This is a genomic window from Methylocystis sp. SC2 (assembly GCF_000304315.1).
In the GTDB taxonomy this organism is placed as follows: Bacteria; Pseudomonadota; Alphaproteobacteria; order Rhizobiales; family Beijerinckiaceae; genus Methylocystis.
Genome location: NC_018485.1, coordinates 1 through 20,659, shown reverse-complemented (window position 1 = coordinate 20,659; position 20,659 = coordinate 1). Strand labels below are relative to the sequence as shown.

The following is a 20,659-nucleotide window of genomic DNA, read 5'->3' as shown; positions in this document are numbered from 1 at the left end:
ATCACTCCGCCATGAAATGTTTCGAGAGCTTGAGCCCCTGCCCCTGATAATTCGACACGCCGCTCTGGCCGTAAAGCGCCTTTGGGGTTTCCGCCATGCGTTCATAGACGAGGCGGCCGATGAACTGGCCGTCTTCGAGGATGAAGGGGACTTCGCGCGAGCGCACTTCGAGAACGGCGCGGGCGCCCGGTCGGCCGTCTGGCCCGGCGCCAAAGCCCGGGTCGAAGAAGCCGGCGTAATGCACCCGAAACTCGCCGATCGCCGCATCCATCGGCGCCATTTCCGCGGCGAGGTCGGGCGGAATCGCCAAGCGCTCATGCGAGGCGAGAATGTAGAAATCGCCGGGATCGAGAATGAGCCTTCCGTCGCGCGACGGCAGACGGTCCCAGTAATCGTCGATGCGATAGGCGCCGATGCGATCGACGTCGATCACGTCGGTGTGCTTTTGCGCGCGATAGCCGATGATTCCCCCGAACGCGTCGGCGTCGAGCGCGACGCGCAGCACGACGCCGTCGCGCAAATTGAGCGGCCCGTCGACGAGCGGCGATGCGCGATGCAGTTCGTCGAGCGCCGCGTCGCCGAGCGTCCCGCCTTGCGATTCGCTCTGCGCATAAGTGCGAAAACGCAATTGGTTTAATCGCGAGCCGGTGCGGACGCGCACCGAAAAGCTGCGCGGCGACACTTCGGCGTAGAGCGGGCCGTGATATCCGGGGGCGACCTCGTCGAAGCGGTCGCCCCGATCCGTGATCAGCCGCGTGAAGATATCGAGGCGCCCCGTCGAGCTTTTCGGATTGGCGGCGCCGAGGACAGCGTCGCCGAGCGCCAAGCTTTCCAGCAGCGGCACGACATAGAAGCAGCCGCGCTCCAACACGGCGCCGTCGCCTTCAAGCGACATCTCGTCATATTTAAGCGCGGAGAGGAGTTCGTCGACGCCGCGCCGCTTTCCCGGCAGAAAACTGGCGCGCACGCGAAAGGCCTTGGGGCCGAGCCGCAGATCGAGACTGGCCGGCTGAATCTGCCCATGCGCCAAGGGCGCGGCGAGACGGATCTGGCCGGCGTCGGCCATCGCCTGAATCTGCCGGCTGGAAAGCACGCCGCCCATTCGTCTATCGCCCCGTCGCCTTTCCTTGCGCTGGCATAAGCGCCAAATCGCGCCGCCTTTCAAGCCGAAGCTGTTGACAGCCGCGCGCTCTCTGCCCTCTATAGACGCACGTGGTTATTTGAGCCGGCCGGCTTGCCGCCACGAAAAACAACGCGCTAAAAGGCCGGGTCTCCCTGAGGAAGCCCCGCTTTTTGCGTAGCAGCGCCGTTCGGCGCGCATCAAGCGAATGGCGCCTCGCGCCGAGGGAGAACCAATGTCCGCCGACGCCCCGCCCCGCAGGCCGCTCAAACCCGCGACGCAACTCGTGCATGGCGGGACGCAGCGCTCTTCCTTCGGAGAATTGTCGGAGGCGCTCTACCTCACGCAGAGCTTCGCCTATCCCACGATGGAGGCGGCCGAGGCGCGCTTCAAGGGCGACGAGCCGGGCTTCATCTATTCGCGCTTTTCGAACCCGACCGTGGCGATGTTCGAGCAGCGCATGTGCCTTCTGGAGGGCGCGGAAGCGGCCCGCGCGACGGCGAGCGGCATGGCGGCGGTGACCGCTAGCCTGCTCGCCCAGCTCAAAGCCGGCGACCATGTGGTCTCTGCCCGCGCGCTGTTCGGCTCCTGCCTTTATGTCGTCGAGGATTTGCTCCCGCGTCTCGGAATCCCTTCCACGCTCGTCGACGGCGCCGACCTCGAACAGTGGAAGGCGGCCGTCCGTCCCGAGACGAAGCTGTTCTTCCTGGAAAGCCCGACCAATCCCGGACTGGAGGTCTATGACCTCAAGGCGATCGCCGACATTGCGCATGAGGCCGGCGCAAAGCTCGTCGTCGACAATGTCTTCGCGACCCCGCTCCTGCAAAAGCCCTTCGACTTCGGCGCCGACGTCGTCGTCTATTCGGCGACCAAGCACATCGACGGGCAAGGCAGATGTCTTGGCGGCGTGATTTTGGCCTCGCAGGCGCTGATCGAAGAGAGCGTCCACAATTTCCTGCGCCAGACCGGGCCGGCCCTGTCGCCGTTCAACGCCTGGGTGATGCTCAAGGGACTCGAGACATTGCCGCTGCGCGTCGCGCAGCAGGCTGCGAGCGCGGCCAAGATCGCGGACTTCTTGGCCGAAGAGAAAGCCGTCAGCCGGGTGCTTTACCCCTTCCGCGCCGATCACCCGCAGGTCGATTTGGCGCGCCGTCAGATGTCGGGCGGCGGCACGCTGGTGAGCTTCGATATGGCGGGCGGCAAGGCCGCGGCGTTCCGCCTCGCCAATGCGCTGGAGGTGATCAAGATTTCGAACAATCTCGGCGACGCCAAGAGCCTCATCACCCATCCGGCGACGACGACCCATCAGCGGCTGACGCCGGAGGCGCGCGCGTCTCTCGGCATCGGCGACGGCCTGCTGCGTCTTTCGGTCGGCCTCGAGGACGCCGACGATCTCGTCGACGATCTCGCCCGCGGGCTGTGGGCCGCCGCGCGCGCCTGAGCTTTACGGCTGCGCGCTGTTCCGCCTTTTGCGGCGGGCGGGAATTTTCGCCTCCTGCATCGCGCAGTCGGCGACGAAACAGGACACGGCAAGTATGGCGCAAAGCGTCTCAAGCACGACGCCCGTGATCAGTTCGTTCATCAGCATGCCCTTTCGAAAGAAATCGCGGCGGAATGGTGAAAGTCGAAGTGGCGGCCCGCGGCGGCGGCGGGAGAAGAAAATTGACGCCGACGCAGGCCATTCGCGATGCAGCGCTAGGCCTGCGGCGGCGCGCGCGGGCGGTGAGCGGGGCTGGGACGGGGCGTCGGCGCGACGCAGTCCGCCACCGTCCGCGCGAGCTTGAAGCTCGGGACGGGCGTCGCGCCGATCGGGCCGGGCCGCGCCGCGAGAGGCGCGAGACCGCTGCAAAACGCCTGACAGAGGATACAGGCGGAGCGATCGTCTTTGGGGCCCAGCCGCCCCGCAAGCGCGCCGGGTTGGGAGGCCCCCGGCGCGAAACAGATAAAGAGTTGGGCGACCAGACGGCCGCCGACGCCCGACTCGGCGACGCCGCGCGCGAGCGGCGCGACGGCAAAGAGCGACGCCGCTGAGAACAGCAGAGTCGCGCCAAGCCGCGCACGCGCGCAACGCAGCGAAGCGAGCCTGAACGCCGACGGAGACATCGGTTCAGGTCGCGTCGGTCAAAGGCCGCGAGAATCTCGCGCGGCGTTCGAGGTCGATGAGGCGAATGACGCGCTGGTCATTTCCACGCCACAGACGCGCCGGCACGATGGCGGCGAGCGCCGCCATGCCGGGCGCGTGTCCCTGCGCGCGCTCCCGCTCAATGAGAGATTCCAGCGTTGCGCCGGCGACGACGCTTTCCCGGCCGCTCGGGCTACGTTTACGAAACATGGGCTTACTCCCGATCCGCCGCTTTGACGCGGCGTTGTCCTTAAGCTACGCCCGATGCTGCGCGCGCCCGGAGTCCGGGCGAGAGCGCAAAGCGGCGCGGCGGCGTGCGAAGGATCAGGAGTTGGCGGGGGGCGCTCGCGCCTGTCGGGAAAAATCCTGCAGGCGGGTCGGCAGGGCGCAGTCCGCCACCGTCCAATCAAGCGCTGTCCATTGGACGGGCGCCTTGCCGAGATGAATGACGCGCGCAGCCAGCGGCGCCACGCCATCGCAATGGTTTTGACAAAACAAGCAGACGTCGCGGTGGCCCTTTGCGTGGCCTGGCGCCTGCGATCGGTCGCTCGAGGCGACGTCGGTAAAACAAAATTCGCTAACGGCGTCGCCGGCGCCCAGCCGCGACGCGACCTGCGCCGCCGCAGGCGCGAAGGCCTGAACGGTCAGCGCAAGCGCGAACAGCAGAACTGTCAGCCAGTTACGACGCATAAAGTCTCGAGCCCTGGAATCGGCGCGCATGCGAAATTCACATGCGCGCGTCGATGTAAGCAAAAAGCGCAGGCCACGACAAGTTAATCTTGGGGCGACCGCCTCGCCGCGGCAAAGCGTCTCAGCGATCTCGGCCGCCCCATGGGTCAGAATTTGAACTTCACGCCTCCTTGGAACAGGCGCGGATTGCCGGCGTAGATCGACCCCGTTCCATTTTGCGCGAGCTGCGCATATCCATTTTGGACGACAGCGCCATTCACCAGCGCCACCGAGTTCGTGATGTTGTTGGCTGAAGCGATCCAGTTTCTGTCAAAGATGTTGCGCACTTCGAAGTAGACCGAGAAATTCTTGACCGGCCAAAATTCCAGATCTCTGTCGAAGTGGACATTGGCGTTGACGAGGCCGTAGCTCGGAATCGTCAAGATGTTGGCGTTGTCGAGATAATAGGAGCTTTGATAGACATATTCGACGAACGCGCCCAGCCCCTTGTAGTCCCCGAACGGCTGGTCATAGCCCAGCCGCGCGGTCGCGTTATGCGCGGGCACGTTGGGTATTTTGTTTCCGCCCCGATCGAAGTAGGCCGTTACGCCGCCTGCGGCCAGCTGTTCGTTGAAGTTGGTGAAGATTTGATTGTTGTAGGTATAATTCGCCAGCACCTTCCAGCCGTCGATCGGCCGCCAGTCGGCGAGCGCCTCAACGCCGCGATGCACTGACCCCGGCGCGTTGAATGTATAGCTGAGCAAGCCGGCGCCTGGGCTCTGCTGAATCTGCTCGTTCTGATACCATTCATGAAAGCCTGTGAGGCTGAAGAGCAGCGTTTCGTCCGGCCTCCAGTCAAATCCGATGTCGATGCCGGTATTGCGCTGCGTTTTCAGATCGGTGTTCGAACCGGGCCTGCCTTGCTGATTGACGAAGAGCTGCCCCGGATTGGGCGTGCCATAACCGCTCGACGCCCGAAAATGCGTCAGCAGTTCTGGCCACATGCGCCAGGTGACAGAGGCTTCGGGACCGAAGTTCCAATAAGTCTTGTTGACGGGAACGCTCTGGAAGGTGGCGATCTGCGCGAATCTCGAGTTGGCCAGCGCGTTCACATAAGTGAACTGATCTTGCACCGCTGCGATCTTCGTCATCTCGGCCGCGAGCCCGAGCACAAGCGTTACATCCTTGGAAAGCGCAACCTCTTCTCTGCCGCGCGCGCCGAGATTCTGCATCATGGCGTTCTGCTTCGACTGGATCGCGCCGGTCGCGCCAGACCCGAACGGCAATGTATTGTTGGTGTAGCTGGTGTAGCGCGTCCGGTTGAAATACAGGCCGGCGAAATGTCTCGCTTCGAATCCCCCGAGCGAACCGAACTGCGTGATGTCGGTGCTGGCGTTTACGGCGGGCTCGTCCTGCAAGGCTGCGGTGCTGCCGGTCGGCTGAATGATGTTCTTGTCGTCATAAATGGCTTGCGTGCGCCATACCGTGTTGTTGTCGAAGCTGTGCTCCCAGCGCAGGCCGAGCACGTCGCGGCGGTCGTTGCGGTTGAAGCCGGCTAAGACAGCCGTTGTCTGGTAGCTCGCGGGACCTGAAGGGTTCAGGCCCACAAGCGACACGTTGGCGGTCGCACATAATGACCGGTTTAAATAGCCGAGAGGATTTGTCGCCCCCAGCTGCGTCAGCGCAAAACAGCCGCCCTGGTAGGGGTTGAGATAATACTGGTTCAGCGATAGCCGCGTCGACAGATCGCTATAAAGCTGATTGTGAATGAACTTGAAGGTCAGCAGGTCGTTTGGCGTCACCTGCCAACGCGCTGTCGCATTGACCGTCTGCGTGTCGAAGCGATTGTGGAGCGTCCACCCGTCGCCGCGCACGTCGCTCGCGAAGATCGCAATGTCGACATTGCCGGTATGTTTACCGATAGCGGTGAAATTGTTGAGATATCCGAAGGATCCAAATTCGCTCCCGACCTGCACCCCGTCGATTTCGGCGCCGGTCCGCGTGCGGAAATTGATCGCGCCGCCATTGGCGAAGTTGCCGAACAGGGCGGACGAAGGCCCGCGATAGACGTCCACGCCCGCATAGGCGTGCGGATCGGTAAGGTCGGTGCGCGACAGGCCGTCAGGCTGGGTGACGGAAAAACCGTCTTCGAGCAGCACGATGTTGCGGACGCCGAAGCCGTTGCGCGCCGAAGAGCCGCGGATCGAGATGACGACGTCGCGCGGCCCGTTCCCCTGCTTGAAGGAGACGCCGGGACTGTATTGCAGCAACTCCCGAACGGAGAGCAGCGGCATGTTCTCGAAATCCTTGCCCTGGATTGTCGTGAAGGTCTGTCCGGTCGGATCACGATAGACGGGCAGCGCCAATTTGCGCGGGCTGAATCCCGGGGGCGCCGGTTGGGCGGGGTTCGGCGCGGCTGTCGTGACGCGCGTCGGCCCGGAAACCGGTCGGCCGACGGGACCAGGCCGCACGGGGCCGCGGACGCCGCCGACGCTGATCGTGGGAAGCGCCTGCTGCGCATCCGCGACCGACGGGGCGAGTAGGCTGAGTACGGCGAAAGAGGCTCCTTTGAGGAGGCGAGAACGACGAATCATGACGGTGTTCCTTGGCGCCGACGGCAGTCGGCATAGGGAGAGCGGCCGCGACGTTGGATGCAACGCGCACGCGGACCTGTGACGTGGAGGCTGTTTCGAGCAGCGGGATTCCGGACGGCGCGCTCTTGCGCGCGTCAACGGCCTCAGGCGCGTAAGAGGGGCGGCGCCCGTGCGCTATGCGCGCGCGACGATCGCTCGGAGAGCGACGGCGCCGCATATGCGGGCGCGTCGATCAGCGCATATTCGCCCGGCGCCACAACATAATCGGAGGCCAGCGAAACCCATCCCGGCGGCGGTTCGCCACATAAGAGGCAGGACTGACAGTGGGGCCGATGGCCAAGCCGGTCGTTGGGCGCGGACTGTTCCCCTGCGCGCGCCTGCTGGCAATGAGCTGCGAGCGTCTCTTCGGGAGAGATCGAAGCGGCGCGCGCCAGCCCGGCTCCGCCGGCGACGGTCTAGACGACCATGGCCAGGATAAGCAACAGGGTGCGAAGCGTCGTGAGCCGCATCTTGATTCCGGTCAAAACTGACAACCCACTATTTACAATTCACTGCATCGGGGATAGCCGCGGCGCGATGAATTGAGTCCGAAAGGCGATCGGTGTGTCTCTTGGGCCACAGTCTGTGATCGTTCGCGCGCCGATCATTGCCCAATCAAAAACATTTCACTTTGGCGACGCCCGTTCTAATCTTGCATCCATGTACATCTCCATCACCAGAGACATTCAGGTCACGGCGCTTCCCGACTTTCTGCCGGATCGCTCAGACCCCGACCAGGATCGCTACTTCTGGTCGTATACGATCGAGATCGCCAATCTCGGGCGCGTTCGCGTGCAGCTTCTGTCGCGCCACTGGATCGTGATCGACGCCAATGGGCGCCGCGAGGAAGTGCGCGGACCGGGCGTCGTCGGCGAACAGCCGGTGCTGGAGCCTGGGGAGACGTTTCGTTACGCCTCAGGCTGTCCGCTCGCCACGCCGTCAGGGATGATGCAGGGCAGCTATCGGATGATCACCGACGCCGGCGAAACCTTCGACGTCGAAGTGCCCGCTTTCTCGCTCGACAGTCCGCTGTCGCGTCCGACGCTGAATTAGGCCGGCGCGATGGAGCGCCTGGAAGACGCGATCGACATGCTTTCCCGACTGGTCGCTTTCGACACGGTGAGCTCCAAGTCCAATCTGCCGCTGATCGATTTCGTCGAAGCTTACCTGCGCGAACAGGAGGTGCGCTTCGTGCGGGCGCCGAACGCCTCCGGCGACAAGGCCGCCCTCTTCATTACGGTCGGCCCCGACGCCGACGGCGGCGTGATCCTGTCCGGCCATACCGACGTCGTGCCGGTCACGGGGCAGGACTGGAGCGGCGATCCCTTCACGCTGCGGCGCGACGACAAGCGCCTATACGGGCGCGGCGCGGTGGACATGAAGGGGTTCGACGCCGCCTGTCTCGCGATGATCCCGGAATTCAAGGCGGCGCGGCTGTCTCGGCCGATCCACATTCTCTTGAGCTATGACGAGGAGACCACTTGTCTCGGCCCTCTCGACGTCATCGCGCGGTTCGGCGCCGACCTGCCGCGCCCCTCGGCCGTGATCGTCGGCGAACCGACGTCGATGGAGGTCGCCGACGCGCATAAGAGCGTCGCGACCTATGTGACGCGCGTGCGCGGCTTCGAGATCCATTCGGCCAATCTGCATCGCGGCGTCAGCGCCGTGCATGTCGCCTGCAGACTCGTGTGCGAGCTGGAGCGCCTCGGCGAGGCGCTGCGCGCCGCAGGCGATCCGAGCGGGCGTTTCGATCCGCCGTTCTCGACCATTCACGTCGGCGTGATTCAGGGCGGAACGGCGCGCAACATCGTCGCCAAGGACTGTGAATTCCAATGGGAGTTTCGGGCGTTGCCCGGCGCGCCGCCGAATTTCGCTTACGACCGGCTGGAGGACTATTGCGAGGAGCTGAGGCGGACGATTTTCGTCGGCTTTCCCGGCGCCGGCGTCGAGACCGCGACCGAGATTCAGGTGCCGGGGCTCGCGCCGCAGCCGGGCTCCGAGGCGGAGACGCTGGCGCTGCGGCTCGCCAGGCGCAACGCGACGATCGCCGTCCCTTATGCGACCGAGGCCGGTCAGTTTCAGCGCGCGGGCGTGGCCGCGGTCGTCTGCGGCCCTGGCCGCATCGACCAGGCGCACCAGCCCGACGAATATATCGACATCGCCGAGCTGGCCGCCTGTCTTGAGCTCCTGCGCGGCCTAGCGCAGCAACTTCGCGCGTAAGGATCCCGCGTTAGCCGCAGACCCAGATCCAGTTCTGGCGGTAGGGGTGCCAGCGCCAGCAACCGCCCACGCCGTAATCCCACCAGCGTCCACGCCACCAACGCCCGCCGCCATGCCGGCCGCCCCAACCGCCGCCGCCTCCCCAGCCGCCGTGGTGACCGCCGCCGCCCCAGCCGCCGTGGGGACCATGTCCGCCGCCGCCCCAGCCGCCGCCGCCTTGGCCACCGCCGCCCCATTTGCCGCCGCCGCCCCACTGGCCGCCGCCGCCCTGGCCACCGCCGCCCCATTGGCCGCCGCCTTTGCCGCCTTGGCCGCCCTTGCCTCCTTGGCCGCCGCCCATATTGCCGTCTTGACCGCCGCCCTGACCGTCCCCGCCTTGGCCGCCTCCGCCGCCGCCTCCGCCCTGGCCGCCGCCTTCGGCCGCCGCCCCAGCCGCCTCCTCCCTTACCGCCGCCGCCGCCAGCGGCGCCGGCCGTAACGGGCATCGCCAGCGCGCCGATAAGCGCCGCGACCACAGAAATGTTCTTGAAAGCTGACATGACTCCACCTTCCGTTGAATTGCTCAGCGATCCGCGGTTCGGCGGAGACTTGGGCTGAGGCATGACCCCACAGCTCTATGTGGCGTCGTTTGAACAATTTGCGAGCAAACCCCTCCGGCGCCGCAACTTTAGGGGACTCGCGAAAGCGCATCGCCCGGCGACAGCGGTTCGCGCGGCCCTCAGGCGTTGGCGAAGCGAGAGGGCGCTTCGGCCACCGCCGAAGAGACGAGATCGCCTGATGGGTTCGAAGCGGTCAGCACGTCCAATGCCATTGGCCGTACCACCAACGCCAGCAGCCGCCGCCGTAACCGCCCCAGCCGCCGTGGCCCCAGCCGCCGTGCCAGCCGGCGCCATGCCAACCGCCATGCCAGCCATGGCCGCCATGCCAACCGTCCCCGCCGTGCCAGCCATGACCGCCGTGCCAGCCATGACCGCCATGGCCATGGCCGCCATGCCAGTGGCCGCCTGCGGCGGCGGGGGAAGAGGCAAAGAGCGCTCCCGCCAAAAGCGCGGCGTAGGAAAGGTTCTTCAACATGAATTTTCTCCTGACAACACGGGCGCCCTTAAGGCGCCTTACATCGACTATGCTCTCCAGCGGCGAAGGGCGGTGCGCGGCCGCACATTCGGTTGCTCGCGCTTATGCGCGCGCATCACGTGAAGTCGGCCGCGCGCCATTGCTTTCGTGAAGTGAGCGGCTATAGTCCGCGCCCGTTCGGCGCTTGGAAATAATCCGCGTCGGGCTCCGAGCCCTTTAAAGAGATTTTCGCGATGAAGCTGATCCCGGACGCTTTGGCCCAAGCCCAGACGCCCTCACCGCCTGCCGCCGAGACGCCTGCGAGCCCGACGGCGCCTGCCGCGCCGACGTCGCCAACACCGCCGCATCCGCCGACCGCCACCCAGACGGGTCAAACCGTCGAGACGCCGCCCGAAGCGCATCAACCTCCGACCATGCCGGAGATGCTCGGGCAGCTTATTCCCATCTTCGTGGTGATGGGCATCGTCTACATCTTGGTGATCCGCCCGCGCTCCCGACGCGAGAAGGAGCAACTCGCGCAGCTGCGCAACGTCCGACGCGGAGACACGCTCGTCACCACGAGCGGAATCGTCGCCAAGGTGACGAAGTCCATCGACGACGCTGAAATCGAGGTCGAGATCGCGCCCAACGTGCGGGTGCGCATGCTGCGCACCGCCGTCGCCGAAGTGCGCGCCAAGGGCGAACCCGTAAGGGAGGAGACGCCGCCGACGGCCAAGACGGGCGGCGCCAAAAGCGGCGGAAAGTCGGCGAAGTCCGCTGAAACCAAGTCGAGCGACGTCAAGACCGGCAACGGCAAGGCGGGCGAGAACAAGCCCGGAGACGCCGGATCCGGCTCACAGAGCTGACGCGGCTCCTTTCGATCACTAGCCAATAGCAGGACAATGCTGCGATTCTCGACCTGGAAATTTCTCGCCATTGTGGCGATGACTGTCGCCGCGGTGCTTGTCGTCGCGCCGAGCATGTTGTCGCCGTCCCATTATGAAGAGCTGAAGTCGCGCCTGCCCGCCTGGCTTGCGCCTCCGACCATCGTGCTCGGCCTCGACCTGCAGGGCGGCTCGCATGTGACGCTCGAGGTGGATCAGGCGGATCTCATCAGCACGCAGGTGAAGAATCTGCGCGACGACGTGCGCCGAATCCTGCGCGAAGAAAAGGTCGCCATCACCGGCGGCATCGGAACGACCCCACGCGGCGTACAGGTGCGCGTCGCCGATCCTGCGGATCGAGAGAAAGTCCTGCCGAAATTGCGGCAGCTGCGCAACAGCTTCAGCAGCGCTCTCATGGGCGGGCCGTCGCCGCTCGACGTCGAGGCGTCGCCAGACGGCCTCATCCGCGTGACCGTCACCGACGCGGGCATCACGGACAAGTCGCGCAAGGCCGTGGAGCAATCGATCGAAGTCATTCGGCGGCGCGTCGACGCGCTCGGCACGCGTGAGCCGAGCATTCAGCGGCAGGGCGACGACCGCGTGCTGGTGCAGGTGCCGGGCCTTCAGGACCCCGAAACGCTCAAGGAAATTCTCGGCAAAACCGCGAAGCTCGAATTCCGCCTCGTCGCCGATCCCGGCCAGAATCCGGCGGAAGTCGAGGAGCTCGATCAGGTTGAACAGGAAGGCAAGCTCGGCGTCGAGAAGCAGGTGATGGTCAAGGGCGAGGATCTCACCGACGCGCAGCCCGGATTCGACCAGCAAAGAAGCGGCGAGCCGGTCGTCAATTTTCGCTTCAACATTCGCGGCGCCCAGGCCTTCGGCGAAGTTACCTCCAAGAACGTCGGACGCCTCTTCGCGATCATCCTCGACAACAAGATCATTTCCGCGCCGCGGATCCTGACGCCGATCACCGGCGGCTCCGGCCAGATTTCCGGACGCTTCACCGTCGAACAGGCGAACAACCTTGCGATCCTGCTGCGCGCCGGCGCACTGCCGGCCAAGCTCAACATCGTCGAAGAGCGCACCGTCGGTCCGGGACTCGGCCAGGACTCGATCGACGCCGGCAAACGCGCCGCCTATGTCGGCGCGGGTCTCGTCGTCGTCTACATGCTCGTCACCTATGGCGTCTTCGGCGTCTTCGCCAATCTCGCGCTGTTCGTGCATATCGCCTTCATTTTCGCCGGCCTCGTGCTGCTCGGCTCGACGCTGACGCTGCCGGGCATCGCCGGCATCGTGTTGACGATCGGCATGGCGGTCGACTCGAACGTGCTGATCTACGAGCGCATACGCGAAGAAAATCACGCCGGGCGCTCGATCCTCGCCTCGCTCGACGCGGGATTCACGCGCGCCTTCGCGACCATCGTCGACTCCAACGTCACCATGTTCGTCGCCGCGGCGATCCTTTATTTTCTTGGCTCGGGACCGGTGCGCGGCTTCGCCGTGTCGCTCGCGCTCGGCATTCTGACGACCATCGTCACCGCGGTGACCATGACGCGCATGATGATCGCCGTCTGGTATCATTACGCGCGGCCGACAAAACTGCCGATCTGAAGGGGCGACCTTTATGAAACTTCTGCGCCTCGCTCCGGAGAACACCAAGTTCCCGTTCATGCGGTTCCGCCGCGTGAGCTATCCATTCTCGGCTTTGCTGTCGCTGATCGCCGTCGCCCTCTTCGTCTTCAAGGGGATGAATTTCGGCATCGACTTCGCCGGCGGCACCGTGATCGAACTGCGCGCGAAATCCGGGGCCGCGGAAGTCGGCACGCTGCGCACGCTCGGCGAAGGCCTCCAGCTGGGCGACATCGAGGTGCAGGCGTTCGGCAATCCCGCGGACGCCACGTTGCGCTTCGGTCTGCAGCCCGGCGGCGACGTCGCCCAGCAGGCGGCGGTGGAGCGGGTGCGCGGCGCCGTCGGCGGATATTATGATCTGCGCCGCGTCGAGGTCGTCGGCCCGCGCGTCTCAAATGAATTGGTGCAGTCCGGCACGCTCGGCGTCGTGCTGTCGATCATCGCGGTGCTGACCTATCTCTGGTTCCGCTTCGAATGGCAATTCGCGATCGGCGCCGTGATCGCGACGATGCACGATCTGCTGCTCACCGTCGGCTTTTTCTCGATCACGCAGCTCGAGTTCAACACCACATCGATCGCCGCGATCTTGACCATCGTCGGCTACTCGCTGAACGAAACCGTGGTGGTACTCGACCGAATTCGCGAGAACATGCGCAAATACAAGAAACTGCCGACAGCGCAGATGGTCGACATGTCGATCAACGCCGTCCTGCCGCGCACGATCATGACCGCGACGACGGTGATGCTTGCGCTGTTCGCGCTCGTGGCCTTCGGCGGCCAAGTGATCCGTTCGTTCTCAGTCGCGATGATTTGGGGCATTTTCGTCGCGACCTACTCGTCCATCTTCATCTGCTCGCCGATGCTGATCTATCTCGGGCTGCGCAATGAGGACGCCGACAAAGCCGCGCAGAAACACGAGACGGAACCCAAGCCCGACGCAGAAGTTTCCGCGCGCGATGACGTTGCGGAAACGCCGGTCGCCGCGCCGACGAAATCCGCCGAAAAGACGCCCGCGCCCTCTCGGAAGACGTCCGGCAAACGCGCCAAGACGAGGCCGGCTTGACGGACGGTTATGTACCCGGCCGTCATAAGATCGACGACTACGGCGGCGGCGGATTCCGCTTCGCCGACATGTCCCACCGCGGCTCTATTCTCGCGCTGCCCTCCGGCGTGCGCGCCGTGCCTCTGACCAGCGCCGCGGAGATCGACGACTCAATGATCGATAGCGCGCTGTCCGAAAGCGGCGGCCTCGACGTGTTTGTCGTCGGCACCGGGCAGGATTTGCTGCCGCTTGCCGGCGGCCTGCGCGCGAAGCTGCGCGCGGCGGGCGTCGGTTGCGAAACCATGGCGACGGGAGCCGCCGTGCGGACGTACAATGTGCTCGTCGACGAGAATCGGCGAGTCGGCGCGTTGCTGATCGCCGTGTGACATCATGAGCGCCGCCTCGCAGGAGCATTATGTGCAATGCGAGGAGCTGCTGCGCGCGCGTGATCGCGACCTCTGGCTCGCCTGCCTCTTTGCGCCCCAGGACGCGCGCCCGCACATTCATGCGCTCTACGCCTTCGCCCAGGAAACGGCGGACGTCAGCGGCAAGGTCACGCAACCGCTGCTGGGCGAGATGCGGCTGCAGTGGTGGGTCGACGCGCTGGAGGCCGACGCCGCGCAAGGCGAAGGCGTGCGCGCCAATCCCGTGGCCGACGCGCTGATCGACACGATTGAGCGATTCTCCCTGCCCCGCGGCGAATTCGTCGCGCTGGCGGAGGCGCATATTTTTGATCTCTACGACGACGCGATGCCGAGCTGGACGGCGCTCGACGACTATTGCCGCGCCACGGCGGCGGCGCCGATTCGCTGGGCGGCGCAAATTCTCGGCGCAGATCTTCAAGCGCCGTCGGCGGAGGCTTTCGATGAGGCGGGAGTCGCGCTCGGCCTCACGCGCATCTTGCGCGCACTTGCCGAGGGTCCCCAACAGGCGAAATTCCTGCCGGACGAGGCCGTCGCGCATGACGGCGAACCCTCTGGCCGGCGCAGCGAGCTTGGTCCGACCGTGAAGAAACTGCATGCGCTGGCGCAGTCCCGCTACGAGCGGGCGCGCCGTTTGGCCGTGGATCTCGGACCCGCCCGCGCCGCGCTGCTCCCGTGCGCCACCGCTCCACTTTATCTGGAGCGGCTGGCGCGAAGCGACTACGATCCGTTTCGCCCGCTTGGCGATCCCTCGCCGCTGCGGCGACAGTGGCGCATCTGGCGCGCGTCGCGCGGCGTGGGATTGTGACGCGCGCCGGAAGCGGCCTCCATGGAATTACTGAAATGACAACCGTCGAATATGATTATGACGCCCGGCGCCTGCGCATGGAGACGCTGCTCATGCTCCGCTGGGTGGCCATCACCGGTCAGGCGGCGGCATGTATCGGGGTTTATTTCTTTCTCGGATTCGATTTTCCGGTCGGCCTCTGCTTCGTGTTCATCACGGCCTCGGCGACGCTCAACATCGGCATGCGCTTCGGCACGCCGCGCAGTTTCCGCCTCGGCGACGTCGAGGCGGCCGTCCTGCTGGGATACGACATCATCCAGCTGGGATTTCTGCTCTATCTCACCGGCGGACTGACGAACAGCTTCGCGATGCTGTTTTTGACGCCGGTGATCATCTCGGCGGTGTCGCTGCCGAGCAATCTGACGCTGTTGCTCGGCATCGTCATGATCGCGGTCGCGACGGTGCTCACGGTCGAATATTATCCGTTGCCCTGGTATGCCGACGAAAAATTGACCTTCCCCCTCCTCTACCGCACCGGCGTGTGGGCGGCGCTCGCGCTCAGCGCGGCGTTCATCGGCATCTACGCCGCGCGGGTGTCGGACGAGGCGCGGCTCCTGGCCGACGCGCTCGCGGCGACGGAATTGGTGCTCGAACGCGAACAGCACCTCTCGCAACTCGACGGCCTCGCCGCCGCCGCCGCGCATGAACTTGGCACCCCGCTCGCGACCATTACGCTGATCATCAAAGAATTGCAGAATTCCCTGCCGGAGAATGCGCCGGCGCTGCGCGACGACCTCGCGCTCCTGGCGCAGGAGACGGCGCGCTGTCGGGAGATCCTGGGCAAGCTGGCGTCGCTCGGCGCGACGGACCAGAGCAGCGTGATGAATCTGCTGTCGATCGACACGCTGATCCAGGAAGTGGTCGAGCCGCAGCGTGAGATCGGCGTCGAGGTCGAAATTTCCAAAAACGGGCCCTCGGACCCGCCGGTGCTGGCGCGTAATCCAGCGATTCTTTATGGGCTGGGCAACCTTGTCGAAAACGCGATGGACTTCGCCAGTTCGCGCGTGAAGATCGACGCCTGGTGGAGTTCAAGCTACGTGACGATCACCATTCAGGACGACGGGCCCGGCTACTCTCCCGACATTCTGGACCGTCTCGGGGACCCATATCTGCGGGGTCGGCCGATCGAACGGCGCACGAAAAACGACGCCGAATCCGGGCTTGGCCTCGGCCTCTTCATCGCCAAAACCCTGTTGGAGAGATCGGGCGCTACGGTCGAAACAATGAATGTCTCTCCGCCGCGCACCGGCGCGATCGCCAAAATCACCTGGCCGCGCGCCGCGCTCGAGCCCGCCGCGGCCAGGCCAAGGCTTCCCCAACAGGACAAATAGAATCGACGCGACGCCGGCGATAAGCTAGATTTGACAAAAATCAGGGTTGGAAACGCACGATGTCGACCGAAGAATTGAAGGCGGATCGGGAAGGCGTCTCGGAACCTGAGCAAGTTCCGGCGCTGCCGCAGGACCGTTCACTGCTGATCCTCGATGACGACAAGCCGTTTCTTGGCAGATTGACGCGTGCGATGGAGGCCCGCGGCTTTCTGGTGACGCCCTGCGAAACAGTCGCCGAAGGTCTTGCCGCGCTTGAGTCGAATCCGCCCGCTTTCGCCATCATCGACATGCGGCTTGACGACGGCAATGGCCTCGACGTCATCTCAAAGCTGAAGACGTCGCGTCCCGACGCGCGCGGAATCATCTTAACCGGCTACGGCAACATCGCGACTGCGGTGACCGCAGTTAAGCTCGGCGCCTTCGACTATCTAGCGAAGCCCGCCGACGCCGACGAAATCTATCACGCGCTGATGGCGACGCAGGTCGACAAGCCCGACGCTCAAGAAAATCCCATGTCCGCCGACCGCGTGCGGTGGGAGCATATCCAGAGGGTTTTCGAGTCATGCGACCGCAACGTCTCGGAGACGGCGCGGCGGCTCAACATGCACCGCCGGACCCTGCAACGCATTCTCGCCAAGCGTGCGCCCCGCTGACGCCTCAATTCGGCTGTTCGTCGCCGAAGGCCAGCAGGCAGTAACGGTCCGCCGCCATCGCCGCGAAACGTAACAGCATCGAACGCCGACGCGCGGGCGCGAGGGGGAAAACCGGCGCCTCGCGCGTCAGTAGCGCCCCATGCGCGTCCGCGACGATCAAGCCCGCGTCGTTCGGAAAAATCGCCGGATCGAGCGATGCGGGGATCGCGAAATAGAACCGGTCGCAAAAGCCGCGATACAGCGGCCATTTAAGATCCGCGCGAAAATCGGCGTAGCTCGACTTGACCTCGACAATGCGCAGGACCCCGTCAGATGCGAGCGCGATGAGATCGGCGCGTCGGCCGTTCGGCAGGGGCGCTTCGCAAACAACGGAAAAGCCGGAGGCTCTCAGATAGCGGCGGACGCCGCGGGCCACGCATTTGGTCGCGTCGGCGCGGCTTTCGAGCGCGGTCGCGCCATCTGTGAGGATCGCGGTCATATCGTCTCCGCTGGCGTTTCGGCTGCTCAGGCCAGCATGGCGCGTCGCCAAAGCGCGCGCAACCATGATAGGTTCCCCCATTGATCCGCTACACGGCTTGTCGCATGAAACGGCTTCTTCTCGCATGCCTCCTCACGCTCGTCGCCGCGACATCGCCCGTCCTGGGCGCTGAGCGCGTCGTCAATATTTTCAATTGGAGCGATTACATCGATCCAAGCGTTCTCGAGGACTTCACCCGAGAAACGGGAATCAAAGTCATTTATGACACCTATGACTCGAACGAAATGCTCGAGGCGCGGCTTCTTGCCGGCGACACCGGCTACGACGTCGTGGCGCCGTCGGCGACGTTCCTGCAGCGGCAGATCGCAGCGGGCGTGCTGCAGCCGATCGACAGAAGCAAGCTGGTCAACGCGCGCAATATCTGGCCCGAGATCGACTCCAGACTTTCGCGTTTCGACCCGGGCAACCGCTACGCCATCAACTACATGTGGTACACGACGGGCGTCGCTTACGATGTCGCGAAGGTCCAGGAGCGGCTCGGCAAGCCGATAACGAGCTGGGATCAGGTCCTGCGGCCGGAAAATTTAAAGAAGCTCGCCGACTGCGGCGTCTACATGCTCGACAGTCCGGAGGACATGTTCGCGATCGCGCTCAACTACCTGAAGCTCGATCCTAATTCGAAAAATCCGAAGGATCTTGCGCGGGCCGCCGGCCTCTTAGGAAGTCTGCGCCGCTATGTGAAGAAATTCCATTCCTCTGAATATATCAATGCGCTGGCGAACGGCGACATTTGCGTCGCCATCGGTTGGTCGGGCGACAGCCTGCAAGCGCGCAATCGCGCCCGCGAGGCCGGAACCGACGTCGATATCGCTTACGTGATCCCGACCGAGGGTTCGCTCCTGTCGCTGGACAATCTCGCGATTCCAGAGGACGCGCGCCATCTCGAGGAAGCCTATCTCTTCATCGACTATCTGCTTCGACCGGACATCGCCGCGCGCAATTCGATCGCCACCAATTTCGCCAATGGCGTCGCGCCCTCACGACCGCTGATTGACAAGGCGGTCGCGAACGATCCGTCGGTCTATCCAAACGACCTCACGATGCGACGCCTGTTTACCGTCACGGCGCCCGATCAGACCGTTCAGAAACTGATCACCAGATTATGGACGACGGTGAAGACCGGACGATGAAAAGCTCCGGCGCCGACATGCGCCCGGCGGATCGCGTCACGCCTTACGCGTGAACCCCGCCGAGCGTCGCAGTCTACTGCTCGCTCAATATGCGCTTCAGAAGTTCGATGACTTCGGCGAGCCCTTTGTCCTTGGCGGCGAGCTCCTCGATTTTCCGCACCGCGTGCAGCACCGTGGTGTGATCGCGGCCGCCGAATCTGCGGCCAATCTCCGGCAGCGAGCGCAGCGTCAGCACTTTCGACAGATACATGGCGATCTGTCGAGGCCGCACCACATTGGCGGTGCGCCGAGACGACAGAATGTCGGAGCGCGAAATATTGTAGTGGCTCGCCACGAGCTTCTGGATGTCGTCGATCTTGACGCGTTTGGGATCCTGTGTGCGCACGAGATCGCGAATGGCGGTTTCCGCGGTCTCGACGGTCAGCGGCGCCCCGGTGAGCGTGGCGTGGGCGAGAAGCCGATTGACGGCCCCCTCGAGATCGCGGCCGTTGGTCGCGATCGTCCGCGCCACGTAGGAGATGACTTCCGGCGGCACGTGGAAACTGGATTGCGACTCCTTCGCCGATGCAATGCGCGCGGCGAGGATCTTGATGCGCAAGGACTCGTCCAGCGGGCCGATGTCCACGCACAGCCCGCCCTTGAATCGCGACAGCACGCGCTCGTCGAGCGTGTCGAGCTCCGACGGCGGCCGGTCGGCGGCGACGACGACCTGACGGCCGGCGTCAATCAGCGCATTCAGCGTGTGGCAGAATTCCTGCTGGATCGATTTGCCTTGGAGAAACTGAACGTCGTCGATGATCAGCACGTCGATGCCGCGCAGCTTCTCCTTGAACGCCAGCGACGTATGCGTGGTCAGCGAAGAGACGAAGCCGCTCATAAAGCGCTCGGCCGTCAGATAAATCGTATGGCGGCGGTTGTCGTTCGACGCATGCGCGAGCGCCTGCAGCAGATGCGTCTTGCCGAGCCCGACCGCCGCATGGGCGTAGAGCGGATTGAACATCGGAAGATCGCCGGAGCGCGCCTCCGCAACGCGGCAGGCGGCCGCATAGGCGAGCTGGTTCGACGGCCCGACGAGAAAAGTCGAGAAGGACAGCCGACGATCGAGCGGCGAGCCGACGAATGCGTCGGCGTCGTGACGCATGGTCATCGGGCGAGCGGCGCGGCGCGCGCTGGCTTCGTTGGCCGCATCGAGCGCAGGCGCGAATGACGCGACGGCGCGCGAGACGCAGTGCGGCGCGTTGGACTCGACCTGATCCGCGCCGTCCTCACGCGAGCGCGCTTTGCGCATGGGCGAACGTACGTCTATGACGACGCGCTCGACTTTCGAAAATTCGCTCGCGACGCGCGCCTTGATGCGCGGCGCATAGTGCGACTGCACCCAGCTTTTCAGAAATTTGGTGGGCACCGTCAGATGCACCGCGCCGCCGTCGATACGCTCGAGCTCCAATCGCGTGAACCAGGAATTATAAACCGCGTCGCCGAGGTCGCTCCTCAGTCTGTGCCGTACTCGGTCCCATTTCGAGCGATCTTCAGCGGTTACTCCGTCGTCTGCCAATTGTTCTCTATGATCGGACATCTCAGACCTTTTTTCCGAAACGAGCGCCAGAAAGGGAGCCCCCGGCGAATCTCGCCGCTGGCGCTGATCGAAAGGAACCTAGTTGGATCGAGTAATTGCCGCCGCGAACGGCGTTAAATCAACACTCTTGGAGGCGGCCCGATGGCGAGCCGCGCGCATCTGCCGACGTTGGCCTCCTGCGTGAAACAGACGCCGCATGGCGCCGCGAACGACCGCACACTGATGCGATCGTTGACGCGGCGCGCTCCCTCGACTGTCTCGGCCAAACGCCCCTTCGCCATGGCAAAGTCTCCCCTCGTCCGGGATCAGCGAGATCCCCGGATTGATGCGCGTCGCAGGAAACGGAATTTACTCTACGCCCTTGCGAACTGATCACTTGAATTTTCAAGCCGAACGGCTGGAAGGCGGCAATGCGTCTTGCTCTGTGGGCCCATCCGCGCCGGGGAACGCAGGCCGTTCCCCTCACTATTGCGCGCCCATGAAAAACTGACGCCGACCGCCTTTCGCTCGACCCTTCGAAGCTACACGTCAGCGCCATCACGCGCAACGACGCTCGCGATTAAATCTGTCATAATGATTGGGCTTTTGTCGCATGGCGCCATGAACTTTCTTCATCTTCGGCGATAAGCCGATGATTCGCCGCCCTTAAAATTCCGCCGGCGACATGCGCGTCGGGGCGAGGGCCTCGCGCCGGCGGCGCGCCGGAGAAGCGCCAGAAATAGTGTCAAGTGCCCGAGTGATTTCCCGTTCGTGACAGCTTGATTGCAAGAGATTGAATCGGGAGAATTTT

At 64.4% G+C, this 20,659-nt stretch carries 21 protein-coding genes and 1 riboswitch; of the genes, 11 read left to right on the top strand and 10 right to left on the bottom strand.

All coding sequences use genetic code 11. The features are described 5' to 3' along the window. Position 1: 1 nt before the first annotated feature. A complete protein-coding gene (locus tag BN69_RS00105) occupies positions 2-1,102 on the bottom strand; it encodes a 2'-deoxycytidine 5'-triphosphate deaminase (RefSeq protein ID WP_014889506.1) in 1,101 nt (366 codons plus the stop codon). Between the two features lie 100 nt (positions 1,103-1,202). Then, positions 1,203-1,281: riboswitch (SAM riboswitch) on the top strand. Positions 1,282-1,355: 74 nt separating this feature from the next. Here BN69_RS00105 and BN69_RS00100 point away from each other — a divergent pair. Continuing rightward, on the top strand, positions 1,356-2,561 hold the full coding sequence (locus BN69_RS00100; protein WP_014889505.1) for an O-succinylhomoserine sulfhydrylase: 1,206 nt from the start codon (positions 1,356-1,358) through the stop codon (positions 2,559-2,561). A gap of 3 nt (positions 2,562-2,564) precedes the next feature. Here BN69_RS00100 and BN69_RS19355 read toward each other — a convergent pair whose 3' ends face one another. The 5 genes from BN69_RS19355 to BN69_RS00080 form a co-directional block, all read right to left on the bottom strand. Then, the gene (locus BN69_RS19355) at positions 2,565-2,702 is read right to left on the bottom strand and encodes a hypothetical protein (RefSeq protein ID WP_158491285.1); all 138 of its coding nucleotides are present in this window, start codon (positions 2,700-2,702) and stop codon (positions 2,565-2,567) included. 113 nt (positions 2,703-2,815) lie between these two features. Next, positions 2,816-3,223: a hypothetical protein gene (locus BN69_RS00095; protein WP_014889504.1), complete on the bottom strand. Its 408-nt coding sequence runs from the start codon at positions 3,221-3,223 to the stop codon at positions 2,816-2,818. A 4-nt stretch (positions 3,224-3,227) separates the two neighbouring features. Next, positions 3,228-3,452, bottom strand: a complete 225-nt coding sequence (locus BN69_RS00090; RefSeq protein ID WP_014889503.1) for a hypothetical protein — start codon at positions 3,450-3,452, stop codon at positions 3,228-3,230. A gap of 114 nt (positions 3,453-3,566) precedes the next feature. After that, positions 3,567-3,932, bottom strand: coding sequence for a DUF2946 family protein (locus BN69_RS00085; protein WP_014889502.1), 366 nt, complete (start codon positions 3,930-3,932; stop codon positions 3,567-3,569). A 146-nt stretch (positions 3,933-4,078) separates the two neighbouring features. Further along, the gene (locus BN69_RS00080) at positions 4,079-6,505 is read right to left on the bottom strand and encodes a TonB-dependent receptor family protein (protein ID WP_014889501.1); all 2,427 of its coding nucleotides are present in this window, start codon (positions 6,503-6,505) and stop codon (positions 4,079-4,081) included. A gap of 699 nt (positions 6,506-7,204) precedes the next feature. On the opposite strand from BN69_RS00080, the gene apaG reads away from it, so the two are divergent. Both apaG and argE read left to right on the top strand, forming a co-directional pair. Then, positions 7,205-7,597 (top strand): Co2+/Mg2+ efflux protein ApaG, encoded by a 393-nt coding sequence (apaG, locus tag BN69_RS00070; RefSeq protein WP_014889499.1) that lies wholly within the window; start codon positions 7,205-7,207, stop codon positions 7,595-7,597. 9 nt (positions 7,598-7,606) lie between these two features. After that, on the top strand, positions 7,607-8,764 hold the full coding sequence (gene argE / locus BN69_RS00065; RefSeq protein WP_014889498.1) for an acetylornithine deacetylase: 1,158 nt from the start codon (positions 7,607-7,609) through the stop codon (positions 8,762-8,764). Positions 8,765-8,774: 10 nt separating this feature from the next. Here argE and BN69_RS19530 read toward each other — a convergent pair whose 3' ends face one another. Beyond that, positions 8,775-9,311, bottom strand: coding sequence for a hypothetical protein (locus tag BN69_RS19530; protein WP_014889497.1), 537 nt, complete (start codon positions 9,309-9,311; stop codon positions 8,775-8,777). 245 nt (positions 9,312-9,556) lie between these two features. After that, positions 9,557-9,838, bottom strand: a complete 282-nt coding sequence (locus BN69_RS00055; RefSeq protein WP_014889496.1) for a hypothetical protein — start codon at positions 9,836-9,838, stop codon at positions 9,557-9,559. A gap of 233 nt (positions 9,839-10,071) precedes the next feature. Here BN69_RS00055 and yajC point away from each other — a divergent pair, with 233 nt between their 5' ends. The 7 genes from yajC to BN69_RS00020 are packed head-to-tail and all read left to right on the top strand — an operon-like array spanning position 10,072 to position 16,625. After that, positions 10,072-10,683 carry a preprotein translocase subunit YajC gene (gene yajC / locus BN69_RS00050; RefSeq protein ID WP_014889495.1) on the top strand — a complete coding sequence of 204 codons (612 nt, stop codon included), beginning with the start codon at positions 10,072-10,074 and terminating at the stop codon, positions 10,681-10,683. Positions 10,684-10,719: 36 nt separating this feature from the next. Beyond that, on the top strand, positions 10,720-12,312 hold the full coding sequence (gene secD, locus BN69_RS00045) for a protein translocase subunit SecD (RefSeq protein WP_014889494.1): 1,593 nt from the start codon (positions 10,720-10,722) through the stop codon (positions 12,310-12,312). Between the two features lie 13 nt (positions 12,313-12,325). Next, positions 12,326-13,393, top strand: a complete 1,068-nt coding sequence (gene secF, locus BN69_RS00040; RefSeq protein WP_014889493.1) for a protein translocase subunit SecF — start codon at positions 12,326-12,328, stop codon at positions 13,391-13,393. Further along, positions 13,390-13,758 (top strand): Mth938-like domain-containing protein, encoded by a 369-nt coding sequence (locus BN69_RS00035; RefSeq protein ID WP_014889492.1) that lies wholly within the window; start codon positions 13,390-13,392, stop codon positions 13,756-13,758. Before secF ends, BN69_RS00035 begins: the two co-directional genes overlap by 4 nt. Before the next feature lie 4 nt (positions 13,759-13,762). Beyond that, positions 13,763-14,602: a phytoene/squalene synthase family protein gene (locus BN69_RS00030; protein ID WP_014889491.1), complete on the top strand. Its 840-nt coding sequence runs from the start codon at positions 13,763-13,765 to the stop codon at positions 14,600-14,602. A 35-nt stretch (positions 14,603-14,637) separates the two neighbouring features. Next, the gene (locus tag BN69_RS00025) at positions 14,638-15,972 is read left to right on the top strand and encodes an ActS/PrrB/RegB family redox-sensitive histidine kinase (protein WP_041927040.1); all 1,335 of its coding nucleotides are present in this window, start codon (positions 14,638-14,640) and stop codon (positions 15,970-15,972) included. Positions 15,973-16,031: 59 nt separating this feature from the next. Then, positions 16,032-16,625 (top strand): ActR/PrrA/RegA family redox response regulator transcription factor, encoded by a 594-nt coding sequence (locus tag BN69_RS00020; RefSeq protein ID WP_014889489.1) that lies wholly within the window; start codon positions 16,032-16,034, stop codon positions 16,623-16,625. A 4-nt stretch (positions 16,626-16,629) separates the two neighbouring features. On the opposite strand, the gene BN69_RS00015 is transcribed toward BN69_RS00020, so the two are convergent. Beyond that, positions 16,630-17,103, bottom strand: coding sequence for an MmcB family DNA repair protein (locus tag BN69_RS00015; RefSeq protein WP_014889488.1), 474 nt, complete (start codon positions 17,101-17,103; stop codon positions 16,630-16,632). A gap of 104 nt (positions 17,104-17,207) precedes the next feature. On the opposite strand from BN69_RS00015, the gene BN69_RS00010 reads away from it, so the two are divergent. Next, positions 17,208-18,293, top strand: a complete 1,086-nt coding sequence (locus BN69_RS00010) for a polyamine ABC transporter substrate-binding protein (RefSeq protein ID WP_014889487.1) — start codon at positions 17,208-17,210, stop codon at positions 18,291-18,293. 73 nt (positions 18,294-18,366) lie between these two features. Here the strand turns inward: BN69_RS00010 and dnaA are convergent, their stop codons facing one another. Further along, positions 18,367-19,869: a chromosomal replication initiator protein DnaA gene (gene dnaA, locus BN69_RS00005; RefSeq protein ID WP_014889486.1), complete on the bottom strand. Its 1,503-nt coding sequence runs from the start codon at positions 19,867-19,869 to the stop codon at positions 18,367-18,369. Positions 19,870-20,659: the final 790 nt, after the last annotated feature.